Here is a 16264-nt window from a genome sequence, read left to right on the forward strand (position 1 = left end):
GGTTAAAAACAACAACGAATAGCATTTTGTCAGAGGCCTTTTTTCAGGATGATGTTTGATGAATGAAAAACCGCTTATCTACAAAGGCCGCGCGGCGAGCAGTAACCAGGTTAGCCGCTTTGACCCGCACACCCGCGAATCGCTCGATGATGGCTGGGGCAGCCTGGATGAAGAGCCGCCACCGTTACGCACTGAAGTGATGCTGGACGCGGCCAAGTCAGTCATTAACTACATTCAATCGCCAGACTTACCTTTTGACCGCACCCTGAATCCTTACCGTGTTATTACCCCCAATAATTGGTACATAGTTTTCGACATTCTTGTCTAAATTCATGCAAAACTCCAGAATAATTTAAAGTTTTTGGATATCAGTAAATTGTTATTACCCCTTATTTGACATATTATGAATTGGAAATATGTAAATTAGGGGCTGGTAATGCCATTCGTGATTGTTAACGGAAAAGTTATAACTGATGACACTGGCACTTCTATGATGATGCCAGTACTCCTTTCTCAAGGAGGACCTTTACTTCCCCTAATTGATTATTGCCTGACTGTTCGACGAAGCATCAGTTGGCAAAATAAACTTCTTAGGGCAGTTAAAATATTTCTAGAGTATTCCGAATCAAATGCTAGCGTTGATGAAGAGGAGTGGAAACAATTTCGCAACTTTTCAAATGCCCTTCGATTTGGAACGATAGATAAAAATACTAAGGAGGATCCCAGTCAATTATATTGGCCTGCATTTGGAGTAAATGAAGTTAAAGTAATCATTACTATGTTGTCAGATTTTTTTGATTGGTTAGGCAGGAATGACTATCCTCGTGCAACCAAATTTAACCCGCAGTATTCTGGAAGTACTTACGATCAGCTTATAGATCGTCAAGCTTACCTTTTCAGGCGAGATAAAGCATTTTTAGGTCACGTTTGGAGCGCAGAGTCTCCGCGAACTGGAAGGGCAATTCGCGGAGAGAAATCCCCTAAAGTACTTCCCAAGCGTCCCCCTGCTTTTCCGGAAAACAAAATTGAAGAGCTTCTCTTCAAAGGTTTCAAAGTTGCCGGAAAGTTTGACTATCGTGGGATGGCAATTACCTGCTTGTTATTAGGGGGAGGTTTGCGTGTTTCCGAACCGTTTCATATGTACTTGGCAGATGTAAATCCTCATTGGGATGATCCAACAATTCCATTTGTTGCTGTACATCATCCATCTATGGGTCTAGCCCCAAACAATTGGAAAAATCAATCTGGTCGTCGAGGCTCTAGAGCAGAGTATTTGTCTTCAGTTTTCGGATTAACTCCACGAAATCTAATTCGAGGCAAATTGCACGCCGGTTGGAAAAACCCAGCCCTTGATGAACGCTGGTATATGCAAGTTTACTGGTTTCCAAAGGAGTTTTATGGTCGATTATTTTATCAACTTTGGCAACGCTACCTGGAGCAAGTGGCATTAATAGATAGATCTCACCCTTTTGCTTGGGTCAATTTAGACAGAGAGCCAATCGGTGGGATTTACACTATTAGCCAATATCAAAAAGCACTTCAGGCAGCCGTCGAGCGAGTTGGGCTGACATTCGGAAAAATATACGGTACTACCGCCCATGGTCCTCGTCATGCTTATGGTCAAAGAGCGAAAAGTGCACAAATGAATGAAATCATCATTCAACGCCTGATGCACCATTTTTCTCCCGACAGTCAATTGGTCTATACACAACCAGAGATTAAAGAGATAACAAACGCAATTTTAATTGGCTCAGAAAAACTCGCCCAGCATTCAAACGCACCGACACATTCCAGAAGTTTAGTTCTTCCGGAGGGCTTTTGAATGGTTAATACTCTGAATCGAAAAGGAAGAGTAAATTTATCAAGGGAGGAAATTGCAGAAATTAAAATTCGGGAAGCGAATGGTGAAACTAAAGCTGCCATTAGTAGAGCACTAAATATCTCACGACATATTATTTATAAACATACAAAACTAAAAGTTAAACAAGATCCTGATTCGGTCAAGGCAAAAGCCCTTGAATTGATAGAAAAAGGATTTTCAAGAGTTCAGATAAGCAAATCCCTTGGTGTTAGTAAGACTTGGTTAAGAGCCCTAATCCCAGTACCTGGAAAAAAAATTCCATCCGTACCCGAAAATGTCAAAGAGGAACTTTTGAGCAGGGTAAAGAGTGGAGAAATTGCAGCACATGTTGCAAGAGATTTGGGCATTCATCCTCAAACTGCATCTCAAATCATTAAGGCGGATGCAGAATTGCCCAACGAAGAAATAATCGTTCAAATCAAAGAACAAAAAAGTTTGGGGAAAACGTATTTAGAAATTTCAAAAAATTTCCAAATACCTGTGTTCGTACTCAGAAGGGTATTATCGGATAAAAGACCTAAATGTAGAAAATATACTGACACTGAGTTGTTAGGCATTTCACAACTATACAGTCAAGGTCTTTCTGCTAGGGAGGTATGTATTGAATTTGATTGCTCAGAAGGCATCGTAAATCAAATTTATAAAGCTATGTTAAAACAGGGTTTAGTAGAGCCTCGGATCGAGCTAGCAATGGAGGATGATCGTGAACTCACAAAAATTTTAAGACGGTATCCCCAGCTTGCTGAGTGGCAAATTTATGCTGTCCAATGGTTGAAGATTGTACTTGGAAATTACTTGACTGCATGCGTTACAGTTCACAAATTTCTAGAATATGTCATTGATCACTCGTTGTTTCTAAAACCAGCGGACTTCTTTCTAAAAACCAATGCAAAGTTCATTCCTAATTATTTTGATGTGGTATGCCCTAAATCAGATCATGGAGCTAATTTAAATAACTTACTAATGGATTTTTTCGATTGGGTGCTTGTACAACCTGAATTCGCAGATGTTACAGAAGAAGGGTTTCCTACTACTTTTCCAATGTTCAGGAATCCACTTAATCGAGTAAGTCGCGGTGAATTCAGGGCGGTTCGTTCAGCTGAGTCAACAAAAAAAGTCATGCCCTACTGGATGATTCACGATTTACGTAGAAGAATTGCAGAAGGTCCTAATTTCGGAGATTGGAAATGGACCCAAAAAACGGCAGGCCTATATCCAGATTCTAGCGAATTTGTCGGAAGGGATTGGTTTGAGGTCCCAGAGGAACGAATTGATAAATCCGATCCAGATTGTGTTTGGAGACTTCGGCCAAGATTAGATGGAGTTGGAATTTTTGAGATGTGGAGCCCAGTTAGGTGGGTTGCTTGTCTCATTAAATTACAAACGACCGGCCGCATGGGACAAATAAGGATGTTGGATAGTGGTGAGGCCGACACATTCATTTACAAGAATGGTATTTTTGTTCTCAACCAAAGTTCTTTAGCCTTAGGGACCGTGAGGAAACCAAGAAGACAGGGAGCATTACGGCAAGCCGAGGAGAATTCGGTGTGTTTGTATTTCAATACTAATAAAACAGCAGATACAAAAAACACTGGCCCAGATAAGGGAATGGAATGCCCATGGCCGAGTTTCCCTGATTATCAGGATAATCCGTATTATTGGATTGAGAAGCTTAGAGACTGGCAGGCTAAATACAATCCAGTAGAATCGGCGATCTCATGGAGCGACGTCCCTTCTTCAAGACGTTTAAAGGGGAAGTCAGAGATAGCTTCTTCCACTTATCCTGACGCGGTTTTTCTATTTAGAACACCTGAATCAGAAGGGAAAAATAAGCAATTCCCAGTTGCATCATTCCTATGTGATAGAGCTTGGCAAGTGATCATGGCTGGGTATGAACAATTACTTGATCTTGAGGGCAAAACAAATCCAGATTTTAGTAAGATCATATTTATGAGTAATGGGAGGTCGCAAATCTCGTTGCATGGCTTACGAGTAAGTCTGATAACACATCTAATCTTAGATGGTGGAGTTCCCCCAATTCTAATGATGAAAATTGTGGGACACGCTCGTTTTATTATGACTCTCTATTATACAAAACCGGGCTTGCAACGGATTGAAGACGCATTGGTTGAGGCTGCTTCGAAACTCGACGCAACTAAAGACGAAACATTGGTAAGAGATTTGAAAACGAGATCAGCTGAGCAAATCCGTGACCATGTTGTTTTTAATGCTAATGATGTTTTGGATGTTCTTCCACTGAACACGGCGGATAGAAATCCTATTGGATGGCTACCTATGCATGATGGTATTTGTTTGGCAGGAGGGAACACAGCGGCACTCGGGAAAGACTCTAGATATCCTGGGTGCCATAATGGAGGGGCGTTGATAGATGAAACTAGAACATTGTATGGTCCAGCCCCAGGCGGAATACGAAATTGTTCTCGTTGTCGGTGGAAGTGTGCGGGCAAGCAGCATGCATTGGGGCTTCAAGCTACATTTAATAACCGACAATATCATCTGCACAAAGCAAGCGAATTAGCAATTAATGCGGAGCGTGAACGTAATTTAATCCTAAAAGATAAAGCATCCATCGAGTCTTTTGGGCAACCGTTCACCAGAGCTAATGATTTGCGTGCGGCTGAGCGAAAATATGAGTTGGCGATGCATAAGATGCAAGAGTTAGCACTCGATGTAACTGCTATTTTTAAAATGATTGAAAGAATAAAGGCACTTCCAGAAAATCCGGATGGCCCAACAGCACTAGCTGCACAAGGAGATTTAAATTCTCTGCAATCTGTCATGGAAGATACAGATTCGGAACTATTAGTATTAGCTGGGGTATGTGCCGAGGTTGAGCTGTTTCCTGATCTTGAGGCTGGAACGGCCATCTTCGAGTATGCACAATTGCTTGATCAGGCATTTGAACGTGAGGGCCAACCATTGATTCTAGCCCGCATGTCTGAACAAGAGATATTAGCTGCATCGAACGCAATTATGCGAGAACTTGAGAGGTATGCATATCCTGAGAGTTCATTTCTTGGACGCCGAAAGGTTGTTGAGATAATGGACCGAGGTGAGAGCTTGGAACGCTCATTAGGAATTAGCCTAAAGAATGTCATTCATAATGCAAACATTATTGACAGCAACCAACCCACACTTCGCATTGTTGCAAAAAAAATGGAGATACCAAAAGATGGACAGTACCCAGCATCCAGATAGCGTATTGGAAGCTTTAATTGCGAAGGGAAATCGTCGCGATAAAGAGCAAAAGTTGCGTAAGTTGCACGAATTATGTGCATTTGAATACAATCGACACAGTCAGGGAGCTCGAGATTTAAGTTTAGCTAATATTTCAAAGCTTGCTGATAGTCACGGACTTTTCAAAGCTCGAACTATATACAACGCTCAATCAAGCGATTATGTTGTGTTGATTAGTGCATGGGAGTCTTACAACGGCCCAAAGAAGGTGAAGCAAAGTACAAAGATTAATTCGAAAGACGATAAAAAATATGCTTTTTTGGAAAAGATTGAAGATCCATCAGTCCGCAGTTTATGTCAAATTGCGCTTATTGAACGCGATAAACTCAAAGCTGAATTAAATTTATTGAAGTCACAAACCCAAGTCGTAGTGGATATGCGACCTTTAGGAGCAGAGATTGTTAAAGGAGCGGCAAACGTAGCTGTGATAGAAACGGCAGCCCAGTTAACGGAAAGTGAACGAATTGCACTTGCCGAGGCGGTTGACCCAAAAAACTTGGAACTACGAAAATGGAGTCTTGGGCATACAGGTGAGATTATGGATGACAAAGGTCGATTTATTTTTAAACCGGGTTTCGCTACCGCAATTAGGAACATCCTGAAGCAAAATTAAGTTGAATTTGAGTTGTCACATTCTGAAATTTCTTGAGCTTCTGTTTCAGAATTTACTCATCAACCCCAAGTCGGTTAATGCATTTTTATGATAGTAACAGACTCCAACCAATTATATCTATTCCAGATTCAAGTAATAGCTAGGTTGGCCTCAATTCTTGCGTTTCCTTTGAACCCCCTGCAATGTGTAGTTACGCCCTTTAAATAGTGGTTCTGTTGAATATATACGTTTCAAATATCCATAATACTGATCCATCAGACCCCAGCTATCATTAGAATTTTTCTGTAAGTCCTCGAAGTGCATTTCAAGAGCATGACCATGATGCACTTGAATTGGCACCGCACGAACAAAATTCATCGGTGTTGCTTTAAGAGAACCCATAAATAAATCGATTCCTAAAACAGTCCCCTCTATGCTCAGTTCTGTTGAGTAAAATTTTGTCAAACCTATGTGTTCACTAATTCTAGGCCCTCTAGGTAACCACATATGAAAGCAAATATTTTTCTTGGTCGAGTCAGAATCAGACAACCAATACAAAACTCTAGAATCAAGACTCTGTAGTTTTCTATTCAATGACAAAATTTCAATAAAGGTTTTTATTTCAAACAATTTTGGTGTAACCCAATCTCGGTCCTCCAGATCTTTCCAATGATCAATTCCTCGATTCACTGAATATGGTTCAAGATCGCTTGATGAGAATTCTGTAGTATCAATGTATTGATAAATACTGCCAGATGCGAAATCGTAAACTCTGGATGTATTTCCAATGGTCAATATTTTGCTACTAAACTTCCTCCAGGATGCTGGAAAGTCACTTGCGTTACTGAGCTTATTTTGTAAGACTGATTTAGCCCATGCTTCGTTTATATTCCCGGAATCAAGAGTCTTTGGGGGTAATGGGAAAATTGATGTTTCACGTAGATCCAAATTGAAAATTTCTTGTTCCCGAGTTTTTGAAATTTTATTAGCATGCCCGCAGTTGATAAATAATTCACACATCATGTCAGTCCATTTGTATTTGGCTGCTTCATCGTTTCCATCGATAAAATCCAATACAAAGAAGTATTCCATTATTGATCTATGAGCGAATTTGTAATTTCCCTCTGAATCACGATTCAAAAGTGAGCGAGAACGAAATTGCCAACTTTCAATTCCATGCTTGGTGAAATCATCTTTAAACACTGTATTCAAATCATTGATATTAATTCTTTCTGTTCCTCGTGAAGCCCTATTGGAAAAGATGTCAAATGCTAAAGACTTTGAAATGCTTATGAGTTCTTTTTTGCCAATCCAGCCTTTCTCACGTTCAGCCCATTGCGAAACCATGAACTCATAAAGATCCCAAATATTATCGATTTGGATTTTTCGTGAAGCAATTTCAGGTATTAGATTTAGCAGCATTGGCCTTGCTGCAAGCTCAGGAATTTTTCTTACCAATGCTTTTGCTTTTTTTCTTGTACCCCAGTTGTAAAATGGAATCACTGAATATATGAATTTTGAAATTTGCTCCTCATTGAAAGGCAGTAAATAAATTTTTTGCCATTCATAAAATCCAGATTGACCGGCTCGCTTGGGGCCAGACTTTGGCAAAACAGTCTCAAGAGGTATTTCTGAGTCTTGTATAAAGAATTGAGTTCGGCAAGTCATAATTACGTTGCTGAAGTTTTGAGCTGACTCAAGAATCTCAGAAATTCTTGTCTGAATGTCGTCGATGGCTTTGGTATCTTCATCAAAAGCATCTAATAATAGTATAGTATCTCTTTGATTTTGAACTTTAGCAATTTGAGCTAGTGCATTAGTTCTACTTAAAGAAACTAGAGAAATTCTTTTTCTTTGCCCAAATTTTCTCAAGGCATAATTTAATAGGAACGTGGTCTTTCCCATGCCTGAGTCTGCTAAAATGAGAATCAGCTTTTTACTTATAGTGTTGTTAATTGCATCATCAATAGCAGCCATGATAGGTTGCTTAACCGGCACTAAAGCTCTTAGATCGTCATAATTTGATGGATCAATACTGGCACCATTAGGCTCAATGTAATTTTTACCTGCCTCCTCAAAATCCTTGTCAGAAAATGACTCACATAATTTCCTAGATTCGTGCGATTTTAGAATTTGTTGTTTACAAAAGCGAAAGACTCTAATCATAGATTTGATTACAGCGACGATTGCCCCTGAAATTATTACAAGTCCAATCATCACTTGTTCATCTTTCAATGAAGCAAGCATAGAGAGGAAATCGCAGATTTGTTGGGAAAAATCTTGAGTTGCACAAAATTGAATTAATTGATTCATATTAGGATTTATCTTTAGGTTTGGCTTCTAAAATATGTACATTACTCTACTGCCAATAACGCCGGGTACCTTTATCATAATGACTCAATTTCGACGAGCTTGGGTTGCAAGTCTACGGAAAATGAAGTTACTCTCTAATTTGGGAGAAACACTTTTTAAATGTTGCAAAACTTGGGGTAGTTCATGAGGAATTACTGCTACTTCTGAAGTGCCTATGGTTAGATCAAGTAGTTTTAATAAAGCATTTGCTTTAGAGACCGAATTAATGAGAGAGATCTTGGGCTTTCCATTAATGGTGCCATATAGTCCATAATCGAGCATTGACCAGCAGGAAAAAGGAACAAGAAAGCGTTCGATCAAGGATACAGCCTTGATAAAATCTTTACCCGCAGCTTGAGGGAGCTTAGCTAAAATTTTACTTGATGCAGGAGTTGCAAATGATCGCTCTTGGGGCCAAACCTCGTTCAAAAATGGCACTATAGCTTTGCGAAACTTCTTTTCCGGGGTGTCTTGGCCGTCTTCACTCTTGTACTGAATGTACCCAATAATCGTTTGGAGGCCATGAGCTCTGCTTTCATCATCTAGATTTCTGATCAACTGTTGGATTTGATCATAAGAAATCACAGGCTCTATTTCGCGATACTGGGCATTTAGACATTCTAATATTAAGCTAAATAGTAAATTATTACGACTTGAGCGATCTAGCCTATCATCAAGCACTCTTTGCAGAACCTCGACTCCAATGTGTTTCAAAACAGGAGCGTGCAGTGTTTTGCGAGCAATTGCGCGCCATAAGGGTAACGAAGTGGCGCTGTTTTCTTTCAATGAGGTAACTAAGTTCTCCTCAGCCCAAGCAGGATCAAGTCTTAAAAAATAACCGATATGCTCAATCATGCGATGTTTGCCTATTAGGCCAGCCCGCCCGGGTGCTGAGAATATTTGATCGGCAAGTATCCGCAAATTACTATTTGGGCGAAGGTTATGCGGACCAGGGTGTTCTAGATTGGGGCATAAAGAGATGAATAGATCCAGCATTCTTCCAGCCGGAGTATTAAGAGTATCTAGGTCTTGTGGCTCTGAGACTTTAGAAATAGCAATTGTATTTAGGTCTGGCACCTCATCGTTTTTTTGCAAAGCATTAGTTGCTTGAACTGCAATGGGCCACATTTTGCCCCAAAAACTTAATATTCTAGGCTCATCTTTGATTTTATTGCTCCAACAACGAACCCATTCACTCAATCCATCAATTGCTTTACGAACTGTTTCAGATTTCAATTCCATCAGCATGCTGACAACTTGATGAGCTTCATTTGAAAGATTTCTAGGATGCTCAACTCCTGAGTCTTCATCAAAATTCGGCTTATGAATCCAACCAAACCGCTCCCATACATTCGGAAAAGAATTGCCATATTCTCTATGATTAAATAAATCCTGAAGCACTAACAAGTAGTTGAAGTTCTCGTTGATCCACGCAAACGCGTTACTAGATGTTTTGTCACTCCAACTGCTTCGTACAGTTGAAAGAGCATTTTCTAATGCTGAAAGTCGCTCTTGTCCTTGTAGCAAAAAAAATCTGTTATCAGGCGGTTGATTTGGAATTGGTCTAGCCTTCGGGGTTTTGTAAAAGTCTCCTTCCACAGAGGTGATGTCCACGATATCAGCGTACTTTGATTGCAATTCTTTTAACCAAGGTTTAAGTTGATCAGGTAACCAGCCGGCAAGGTCTATACGATGAAATTCAGTAGCTACGGTGTGAAGGGTATATTCTTTGACTTTATCAGGAGTAAGTTTTTTTGACCAAAAGCTGCGTGGAGGACCTTTTTGAAGTCTCTTTATCATACGTTTTGAGTGTTGGAAATCGAGGGCGTTGAATCTTTTAGCTCTCAGTTCTGCAACTTCTGGAAAGTTTGATTTATCCCAAAAATAATCATCCTTCAGAGATAACAAAAATTCTGAGACTTCTAGGTCAGAGCATATTAGTGGGTTTCTAGCCATAGCTGCCCAGAGACGGCGATAAACAGGAGAGTCTAGAGATTTCCATCTCTGAACTATTGATTTACCTGAATTCAGATCCAATTCTGCAAGCCTAGTCACTATTGTGAAAAGCAACTTAACGGCTGGTGCGATACCGTTACTAAACTCATCAGGCTCATGGTCATGGGGCCTTTCACTTTCAGGCACGTAATAAACGCGATTGAGACCACCAAGCTTCCATAAGTATTCAGAATTCCAACCTAAACGCCTGGCGATATCCAACCCATTCGTAACGGCTGCATCTAAAGATTGTGCTAATGAAAATAAGAATGAGGCGTCATTTAAAGAATCGAATCCGAATTGATCAAGTTCTCTAAGCTCGCCACTCGCTAAAGAGACCTTGAAAAGATCTTCAATCTTACTCACTCGTTTAGGCAGAGGCGTGTACTTCAAGGTGATTTCAGAAAACTTTTCTATCTTTAATTTGGGTGCAACGAAATCGGTAATTGCATTTACAAGCGATCCTGACCTGTCACCATTTTGCAGGCGGTTTCTTAATGTGTAATCTCCAAGATCAATGCTCTCATCATGTAGCGTTGAATCCCAAAACTCTTCAATCAAACGCCAAGCCAGATTCCAAGGCTCCTTTAGTTGAGGTCCATTAAGTTCGTTTAACGTATTAAGAACAGCTAGCTTTGTAACATCATCGTTGCGATGGATATTCAGGGCCCACCATACAGTGTCGCGCTCTTCCAACCTACCACGGAGAAATGCCATCAATGTAGCATGCACTGATCTGCTTTTGGCATCGGTAGGTATGCGCCTACTAATCATTCTCTAACCTTGATTTCGAGCTCGTTTGCCACTTCATTGATCGCCTCTAGCCAGCTTATGTCAGCTGAGGCTTTAGAGGCTAGCGCAGCTAGTCGAATACGTTCGTTGGTATCACTTCTTCTAAAAAAATGGTCAAAGAGATCGCGGTCAGCGTCTGTAGATGCTGACCTTTTTCTTTTAACGATTCTTGTGATCTCGGTATCGACTAATTCCTGTTTGCCATTAACAGCAGACAATTCTGCCCATCGATTCAGAGTGTTGAGTAACACCTTGTGCTTCTTCAAAGACTCGTAGCAAATAGGTGTGATTCCTCGGCCCTTCCAGTCCTCAATAGCAACGGAGTCAATTTGACTAGACCCGAAGAATGTAAAGCGTTCTTTAAGATCATCAAATCTATTACCATCGGCAGCAACAGCATTGAGAAGGTATCTCATCGGAGGGTCATTTGCACTGTATCCAATCAGTACTAAATGAAATAGCCTGGCTGCATCGTAGATAAAGTCTGGTACTACCCGGCGTCGTAGATAAAACTCCCCAAAATCTTGATCCGACAATATAAGGTCAGATACACGCGCAGGATTAATATCTAATACTCCATGAATGTGAAGAATCCCAGAAAAGTCCAAATTTCGACCTGGCCGTGGTATTCCGCCCAGTGAATAAGTCTGTATATCAGGGACTGGAGCCTTTGTAGCGGCCTCAAGTAGTAAATCAAAATTCGTCGTTATTAGTGTAGTTGTTCCACCCCTATCCGCTAATTTTGCAAGTGCATGATGTATAGGTGCGGGCTTCAGTCGAGGTTTTCTTAGTTCCTTAGCAACAGCTAGTCTCACTTTGCTATTCGGACCTGCCTTGCCATCGATCCTGCGCTCGAGCATACCCAAAACTACGTCAAAGTCACCCATTACAAATCGCTTAACTTCAGCTGCTTGTTGATGAGTCAATGTAGTTACATTTGAGGACCATTGATTGCAGGCCTGGCTTGGAATATCTTTGAGAACTATATGGACTGCTGGGTCGAGTCTTTCGTAAACCTTTAATGTCAAACCTTTGAAATCTGGAAGACCTGCGGGTAAAGAAATACCTGCGCCTGCGATAAAAAGCACCTGTCCCTTGGAGTGCGCAAGTAACAATCGTTCCGGAATCGGAACTGTATCTCTACCAAGTGAGATGACACGTTCAGAAGAGGATGTGCTCGATTTAAGAAGTAATGTTGGCGATACCATTCAAATTTATTATTTAAGTTTATTGGAGGCTGCTAACTAAAGCTCATAGCCCATAATCTCCCACATTTCCTATGGTTGAGCTAATACATATTGTGATGTATTGAATCAGAATTTTATAATATCTAGCGAACTCTTTAATGCTTTTGCCAGCAGTTTATACGTATCTAAATCAAAGTTTAATTCAAATCTACTTTGCCGAGCTTCGTCCATTTGAATTTCATCATCTACAGTTGCTATGTGACACCACTGATCGAATATTTGTACTTGAGTTTTGCCTGTCGCTTTATCAACTTCTCGAATCCCGATACGACCTTTATACGGCCATGACTTCAGGCGAATGCTTATCAATGCTTGTGTGAGCCGTAAGTAATGAATCTCAGGCGGCTCCTTTCCAGCACATACGCCTGTGCAGCGTTTAAGCTGATATGCGAAACATGCACCTTTTCCAGACTCAATTCCCAACAGTCTTGGACACAGTTGATGTTCAATCGCAAGTTGCCTGATAACTTTTTCAGCTGATTTCTTTGTCCGGAACATGCCATACATCAGGTCGAAGTTAGCAGGATCAAATTGATCAGCTGAAATATAAGTTAACCATGGTGTTTGATTAAGTGTCTCTGCAAGCCTAATAGATTGCAGCTGCCGACTACGGCGAAGCATTCTGTTGTAAATCGGCTGGCGGTCTTTAATCAACTTGGACTCCAACAGCAGAGCGCCAAGCTCACCGGCAGTCTGAATGTACTCAATATGTTTAACTTCCTGTGCAATCCTCATTTCTTTTGCTGACGAATGATCACTGCTGAAATGATTCAGTATCCGGGAGCGGAGTTTGACGCTCTTGCCAATGTAGATGGGCAAGTCAGTCTCTCCGAAAAACATATACACGCCTGGGCTATCCGGAATTCTATCAACGACTCCTTGCTCAAGGCCAACAGGCAGGCTTGGGCCTTGGGACAGATATTTAATATGCTCTATGACGCATACCGAGCCCAGAGCCAGTCTAGCTTTCTCTAAATACTCAAGAACAAGTATTACATCGCCCATCGCCCTGTGTCGAGCAGTGGTGGTCAAGCCATGACGCCGTATGATGGCATCCAAACCATGCCCCTTATGTTCGGGAAACATTCTGCGAGAAAGTCTTACCGTACAGAGTGTTCTGAGGTGCAAGGTAGCTTCAATTCGTTGGTACTCCGCTTTCAGAAACCCATAGTCAAAGCGCACGTTATGGGCAGCAAGTGGGACTCCCTCAAGGTATTGATAAAGCGTTGCTGCAATTTCAGCAAAGGTAGGTGCATTCTTCACCATCTCATCGGTGATACCAGTGAGATGAGTGATAGTCATTGGTATGGATCGTCCAGGATTAATCAGCGACTGCCAAGTATCTACTATCTCGCCGCCTTCAATACGGACCAAAGCGATCTCTGTGATTCGATCAAACAGATGTGAGCCACCAGTTGTTTCGATGTCCAGTATCACCATGTCTGGCAGCCAATGATATTCTGGCAAATGCATTAATTCTTTAAGCAACTAGATACTCCACGCCGATAATTATTAACGGGACATTTTTAAAAAGAGATGACGCTAAAAATTAAATAATTTTTTAAAATTTGATTAATGTTACATTAAAAACCGATTATTGTTACAATATTAACCATGAAAAATGAAGACAAAAAAAGTGGTGGCAAAAGAGAAGGTTCTGGACGAAAGCCTGGCAGCGGTCCCTTCCGTGAAGACACTACCGTCATTCGTGTGCCCATTAGCCAGAAGCCAGTAATCAGTGATTTTTTAGAGGCATACGCCAAGAAGCAGCGTTTGACCGAGCTCAAGAACAACTTGGATGGTGTTGAAGAGTTTACCCAGATTTCAGAACAGCTCCAGGAAGTAAGTTTGCCTCTGTTTCAATCTAAAGTACCAGCTGGTTTGCCATCCCCTGCGGATAGTGAGGTAGAGGAACATATGGACCCAAACAAATACCTTATAGGCAAGGAAGAAAGCACCTTCATCGTCACAATCCAAGGTGAATCTATGATTGAGGCTGGTTTATTACCAGGTGATAAGGCAATCGTGAGCAAAACTCACTCTGCATCCATTGGAGATGTTGTATTAGCCATGATTGATGGAGAGTTCACGATCAAAACTTTGGCCAAACAGAAAAATGGCGCTCCATTGTTGCTGCCGGCAAATTCATCTGGAAAATACCAGCCGATTCCCATATTGAAACAAATGCAGTTTGAAATTACGGGCGTGGTAACTGGATCATTCAGGAGATTCAAATGAGTAATGAGATTTCTCTAATTACTAAACTTGAGCTTAGCCCTTCACCGATTATCATCCCTTTCTACGAAGGCAAGGTTAATGCAGGTCAATCGAGGTTTGTATCGGCGGCTCAAGATTATGAAATGAAGGATCTTGATCTCCAGGAGTTTCTGATTAAAGATCCGCCAGCTACCTTTATCGTTCACGTCGCCAGGGATGCTGACTCGATGGTTGATGCTGGCATCCATCCAGAATGCAGGCTGATTGTGAATCGCGCCTTAGCACCAAGAGCAAGATCATCTAACATTGTCGTAGCCGTTGTGAACGGTGAATTCCTTGTTAAGCGTTTATATAAACGATTGAAATCCGTGCGCTTGCTATCCGAAAACAAGGCAAAAGCTTACCCGCCCATAGATTTTACTGAGGATCAGGAATTGGAAATCTGGGGTGTGGTACAACATGCAATTATTTCATTCTCTTAAACGAGTATTCAGGCGGGTATTTGCACTCGCTGACGTTAACTCCATGTATGCCTCCTGCGAGGAGGTATTCCGTCCGGATATTCGCGGGCGACCAGTTGTAGTTCTATCAAACAACGATGGGTGCGTGATCGCACAAAATAAACTCGCCAAAGCCACATTAGAAATCTACATGGCTAAACCTTGGTTTGAGATTAAGGAAGCCGCTGAGAAGCTTGGCACAGTCGTGTTCTCATCCAACTACGAGCTATACGCAAATATGAGCAATCGGTTTGCAGCTGTGATGTCCAAATACTCACCTAGAATGGAGAAGTATTCCATCGATGAGGTTTTCCTGGAGATGACTGGTATTCACGTCAATTTCACTGAGTACGGCCAGACCATCAAGAATGATGTAAAAAACTCTACAGGCCTTCCTATCTGTGTGGGCTTTGGTTACAGCAAGACTTTATCCAAACTGGCTAACCATTGCGCCAAAAAGCAAGATCACTGGAATGGCGTGTGTGATTTCACATCCATGACAGAAGAAGAGATCGATGCCATCCTTGCAACGTTGCCGGTTGATAAAGTCTGGGGTGTAGGAAGTAGGCTTGCTGGCAGACTGAACAAGCTGGGCGTGCATACTGTTCTGCGATTGAAGTATGCTGATCCGAAACGTATTCGTGATGAGTTTGGTGTTCTGCTAGAGCGTACAGTCAGGGAACTCAATGGTGAAGTCTGGATTGAGATGGAGGATGAGCTGCCAGAAGCTAAACAGGTAATGAGCTCTCGTTCATTTGGCGTGCGTGCCTCTACTATGGAAGATTTGAGCCAGGCCGTTGCTTTCCACGCTGGCATTGCAGCTGAACGAATGCGAGGAAAAGAGTTATATGCAAATGGGGTATACGTCTTTGCTCAGAACAGTCCACACGATCAGGCGGAGTATTATTCAGGTCAGTTGTCTGTTGGCCTTCCCGCAGCGACCAATTCAACGACCAAGATCACTAAAACTGCATTGTGGCTCCTGAAGAAGATATACCGACCAGGCGTTTATTACCAAAAGTGTGGCGTGATGTTGCTGGAAACTGTTTCGAGCAGTGGCTTGCAAAGCGATATGTTTGGCTTTACTGAGGGTGATCAAAAGTCTGAAGCTTTAATGGATGTCATGGACCGGATCAAACAGAAGTACCCGAATAATCCTGTTAAGTCAGCGGCTGAAGGGAAGGTTCAAGAGTGGAAGATGCAGCGTAATTACCTTAGTCCAAATTACACGGGAAACTGGTCTGAATTGCTACAAGTGAAATAGCGGGCTGAACAAAACCGTAGATGAAAATTAAGCAACTAACTTGAACAAGCGGCCAAAGCAGCTTACGACAATGGCTGCGAGATTACCAAAGATGCCCGGTTGCTTTTTAAGTCCCATCCTTAACTTGGCATTTAGACCAGAACGGAAGCATAATCTGGCGGTGAGACGGTATCATAACTTCATAAA

Annotated in this window: 11 protein-coding genes; 7 read left to right on the forward strand and 4 right to left on the reverse strand. The window is 41.6% G+C overall.

The genetic code is table 11. From position 1 onward, the window contains the following. The first annotated feature begins 58 nt into the window (after nt 1-58). The 4 genes from ASG24_RS10335 (at nt 59) to gmtX (ending at nt 5732) form a co-directional block, all read left to right on the forward strand. Nucleotides 59-328 carry a hypothetical protein gene (locus tag ASG24_RS10335; RefSeq protein WP_055871051.1) on the forward strand — a complete coding sequence of 90 codons (270 nt, stop codon included), beginning with the start codon at nt 59-61 and terminating at the stop codon, nt 326-328. Nucleotides 329-436: 108 nt separating this feature from the next. Further along, complete coding sequence (gmtY, locus tag ASG24_RS10340) at nt 437-1822, forward strand: gamma-mobile-trio recombinase GmtY (protein ID WP_055871054.1); 1386 nt, start codon at nt 437-439, stop codon at nt 1820-1822. Further along, nucleotides 1823-5080 carry a VPA1269 family protein gene (locus ASG24_RS10345; protein WP_055871058.1) on the forward strand — a complete coding sequence of 1086 codons (3258 nt, stop codon included), beginning with the start codon at nt 1823-1825 and terminating at the stop codon, nt 5078-5080. Next, nucleotides 5055-5732: a gamma-mobile-trio protein GmtX gene (gmtX, locus tag ASG24_RS10350; RefSeq protein ID WP_055871061.1), complete on the forward strand. Its 678-nt coding sequence runs from the start codon at nt 5055-5057 to the stop codon at nt 5730-5732. The genes ASG24_RS10345 and gmtX overlap by 26 nt, the downstream gene beginning before the upstream one ends. 150 nt (nt 5733-5882) lie before the next feature. Here gmtX and ASG24_RS10355 read toward each other — a convergent pair whose 3' ends face one another. The 4 genes from ASG24_RS10355 to ASG24_RS10370 all read right to left on the reverse strand — a co-directional run bounded on the left by ASG24_RS10355 (nt 5883) and on the right by ASG24_RS10370 (nt 13585). Continuing rightward, the gene (locus tag ASG24_RS10355) at nt 5883-8024 is read right to left on the reverse strand and encodes an NACHT domain-containing NTPase (protein ID WP_055871064.1); all 2142 of its coding nucleotides are present in this window, start codon (nt 8022-8024) and stop codon (nt 5883-5885) included. Between the two features lie 84 nt (nt 8025-8108). Then, the gene (locus tag ASG24_RS10360) at nt 8109-10775 is read right to left on the reverse strand and encodes a hypothetical protein (protein ID WP_156376553.1); all 2667 of its coding nucleotides are present in this window, start codon (nt 10773-10775) and stop codon (nt 8109-8111) included. A 53-nt stretch (nt 10776-10828) separates the two neighbouring features. Further along, entirely contained in the window at nt 10829-12058 is a 1230-nt protein-coding gene (locus ASG24_RS10365) for an SIR2 family protein (protein WP_055871071.1), read from the reverse strand. A 105-nt stretch (nt 12059-12163) separates the two neighbouring features. Next, on the reverse strand, nt 12164-13585 hold the full coding sequence (locus tag ASG24_RS10370; RefSeq protein WP_235562395.1) for an exonuclease domain-containing protein: 1422 nt from the start codon (nt 13583-13585) through the stop codon (nt 12164-12166). Between the two features lie 126 nt (nt 13586-13711). Between ASG24_RS10370 and ASG24_RS10375 the strand changes: the two genes are divergently transcribed. Genes ASG24_RS10375 through ASG24_RS10385 form a run of 3 tightly spaced genes read left to right on the forward strand, consistent with a single transcriptional unit; the run spans nt 13712 to nt 16078 of the window. Continuing rightward, nucleotides 13712-14335, forward strand: coding sequence for a LexA family transcriptional regulator (locus ASG24_RS10375; RefSeq protein ID WP_055871077.1), 624 nt, complete (start codon nt 13712-13714; stop codon nt 14333-14335). Continuing rightward, nucleotides 14332-14796, forward strand: a complete 465-nt coding sequence (locus tag ASG24_RS10380) for a LexA family transcriptional regulator (protein ID WP_055871081.1) — start codon at nt 14332-14334, stop codon at nt 14794-14796. Before ASG24_RS10375 ends, ASG24_RS10380 begins: the two co-directional genes overlap by 4 nt. Nucleotides 14797-14839: 43 nt before the next feature. After that, on the forward strand, nt 14840-16078 hold the full coding sequence (locus tag ASG24_RS10385) for a Y-family DNA polymerase (RefSeq protein WP_055872029.1): 1239 nt from the start codon (nt 14840-14842) through the stop codon (nt 16076-16078). The last annotated feature ends 186 nt before the right edge of the window (nt 16079-16264 follow it).

It is taken from the genome of Methylophilus sp. Leaf414 (assembly GCF_001425425.1).
Taxonomy (GTDB): domain Bacteria; phylum Pseudomonadota; class Gammaproteobacteria; order Burkholderiales; family Methylophilaceae; genus Methylophilus.

Coding starts and splice junctions, on each gene's coding strand:
- ASG24_RS10335 (WP_055871051.1), top strand. CDS start 59: ATGAATGAAAAACCGCTTATCTACAAAGGCCGCGCGGCGAGCAGTAAC.
- gmtY (WP_055871054.1), top strand. CDS start 437: ATGCCATTCGTGATTGTTAACGGAAAAGTTATAACTGATGACACTGGC.
- ASG24_RS10345 (WP_055871058.1), top strand. CDS start 1,823: ATGGTTAATACTCTGAATCGAAAAGGAAGAGTAAATTTATCAAGGGAG.
- gmtX (WP_055871061.1), top strand. CDS start 5,055: ATGGACAGTACCCAGCATCCAGATAGCGTATTGGAAGCTTTAATTGCG.
- ASG24_RS10355 (WP_055871064.1), bottom strand. CDS start 8,024: ATGAATCAATTAATTCAATTTTGTGCAACTCAAGATTTTTCCCAACAA.
- ASG24_RS10360 (WP_156376553.1), bottom strand. CDS start 10,775: ATGGCATTTCTCCGTGGTAGGTTGGAAGAGCGCGACACTGTATGGTGG.
- ASG24_RS10365 (WP_055871071.1), bottom strand. CDS start 12,058: ATGGTATCGCCAACATTACTTCTTAAATCGAGCACATCCTCTTCTGAA.
- ASG24_RS10375 (WP_055871077.1), top strand. CDS start 13,712: ATGAAAAATGAAGACAAAAAAAGTGGTGGCAAAAGAGAAGGTTCTGGA.
- ASG24_RS10380 (WP_055871081.1), top strand. CDS start 14,332: ATGAGTAATGAGATTTCTCTAATTACTAAACTTGAGCTTAGCCCTTCA.
- ASG24_RS10385 (WP_055872029.1), top strand. CDS start 14,840: ATGTATGCCTCCTGCGAGGAGGTATTCCGTCCGGATATTCGCGGGCGA.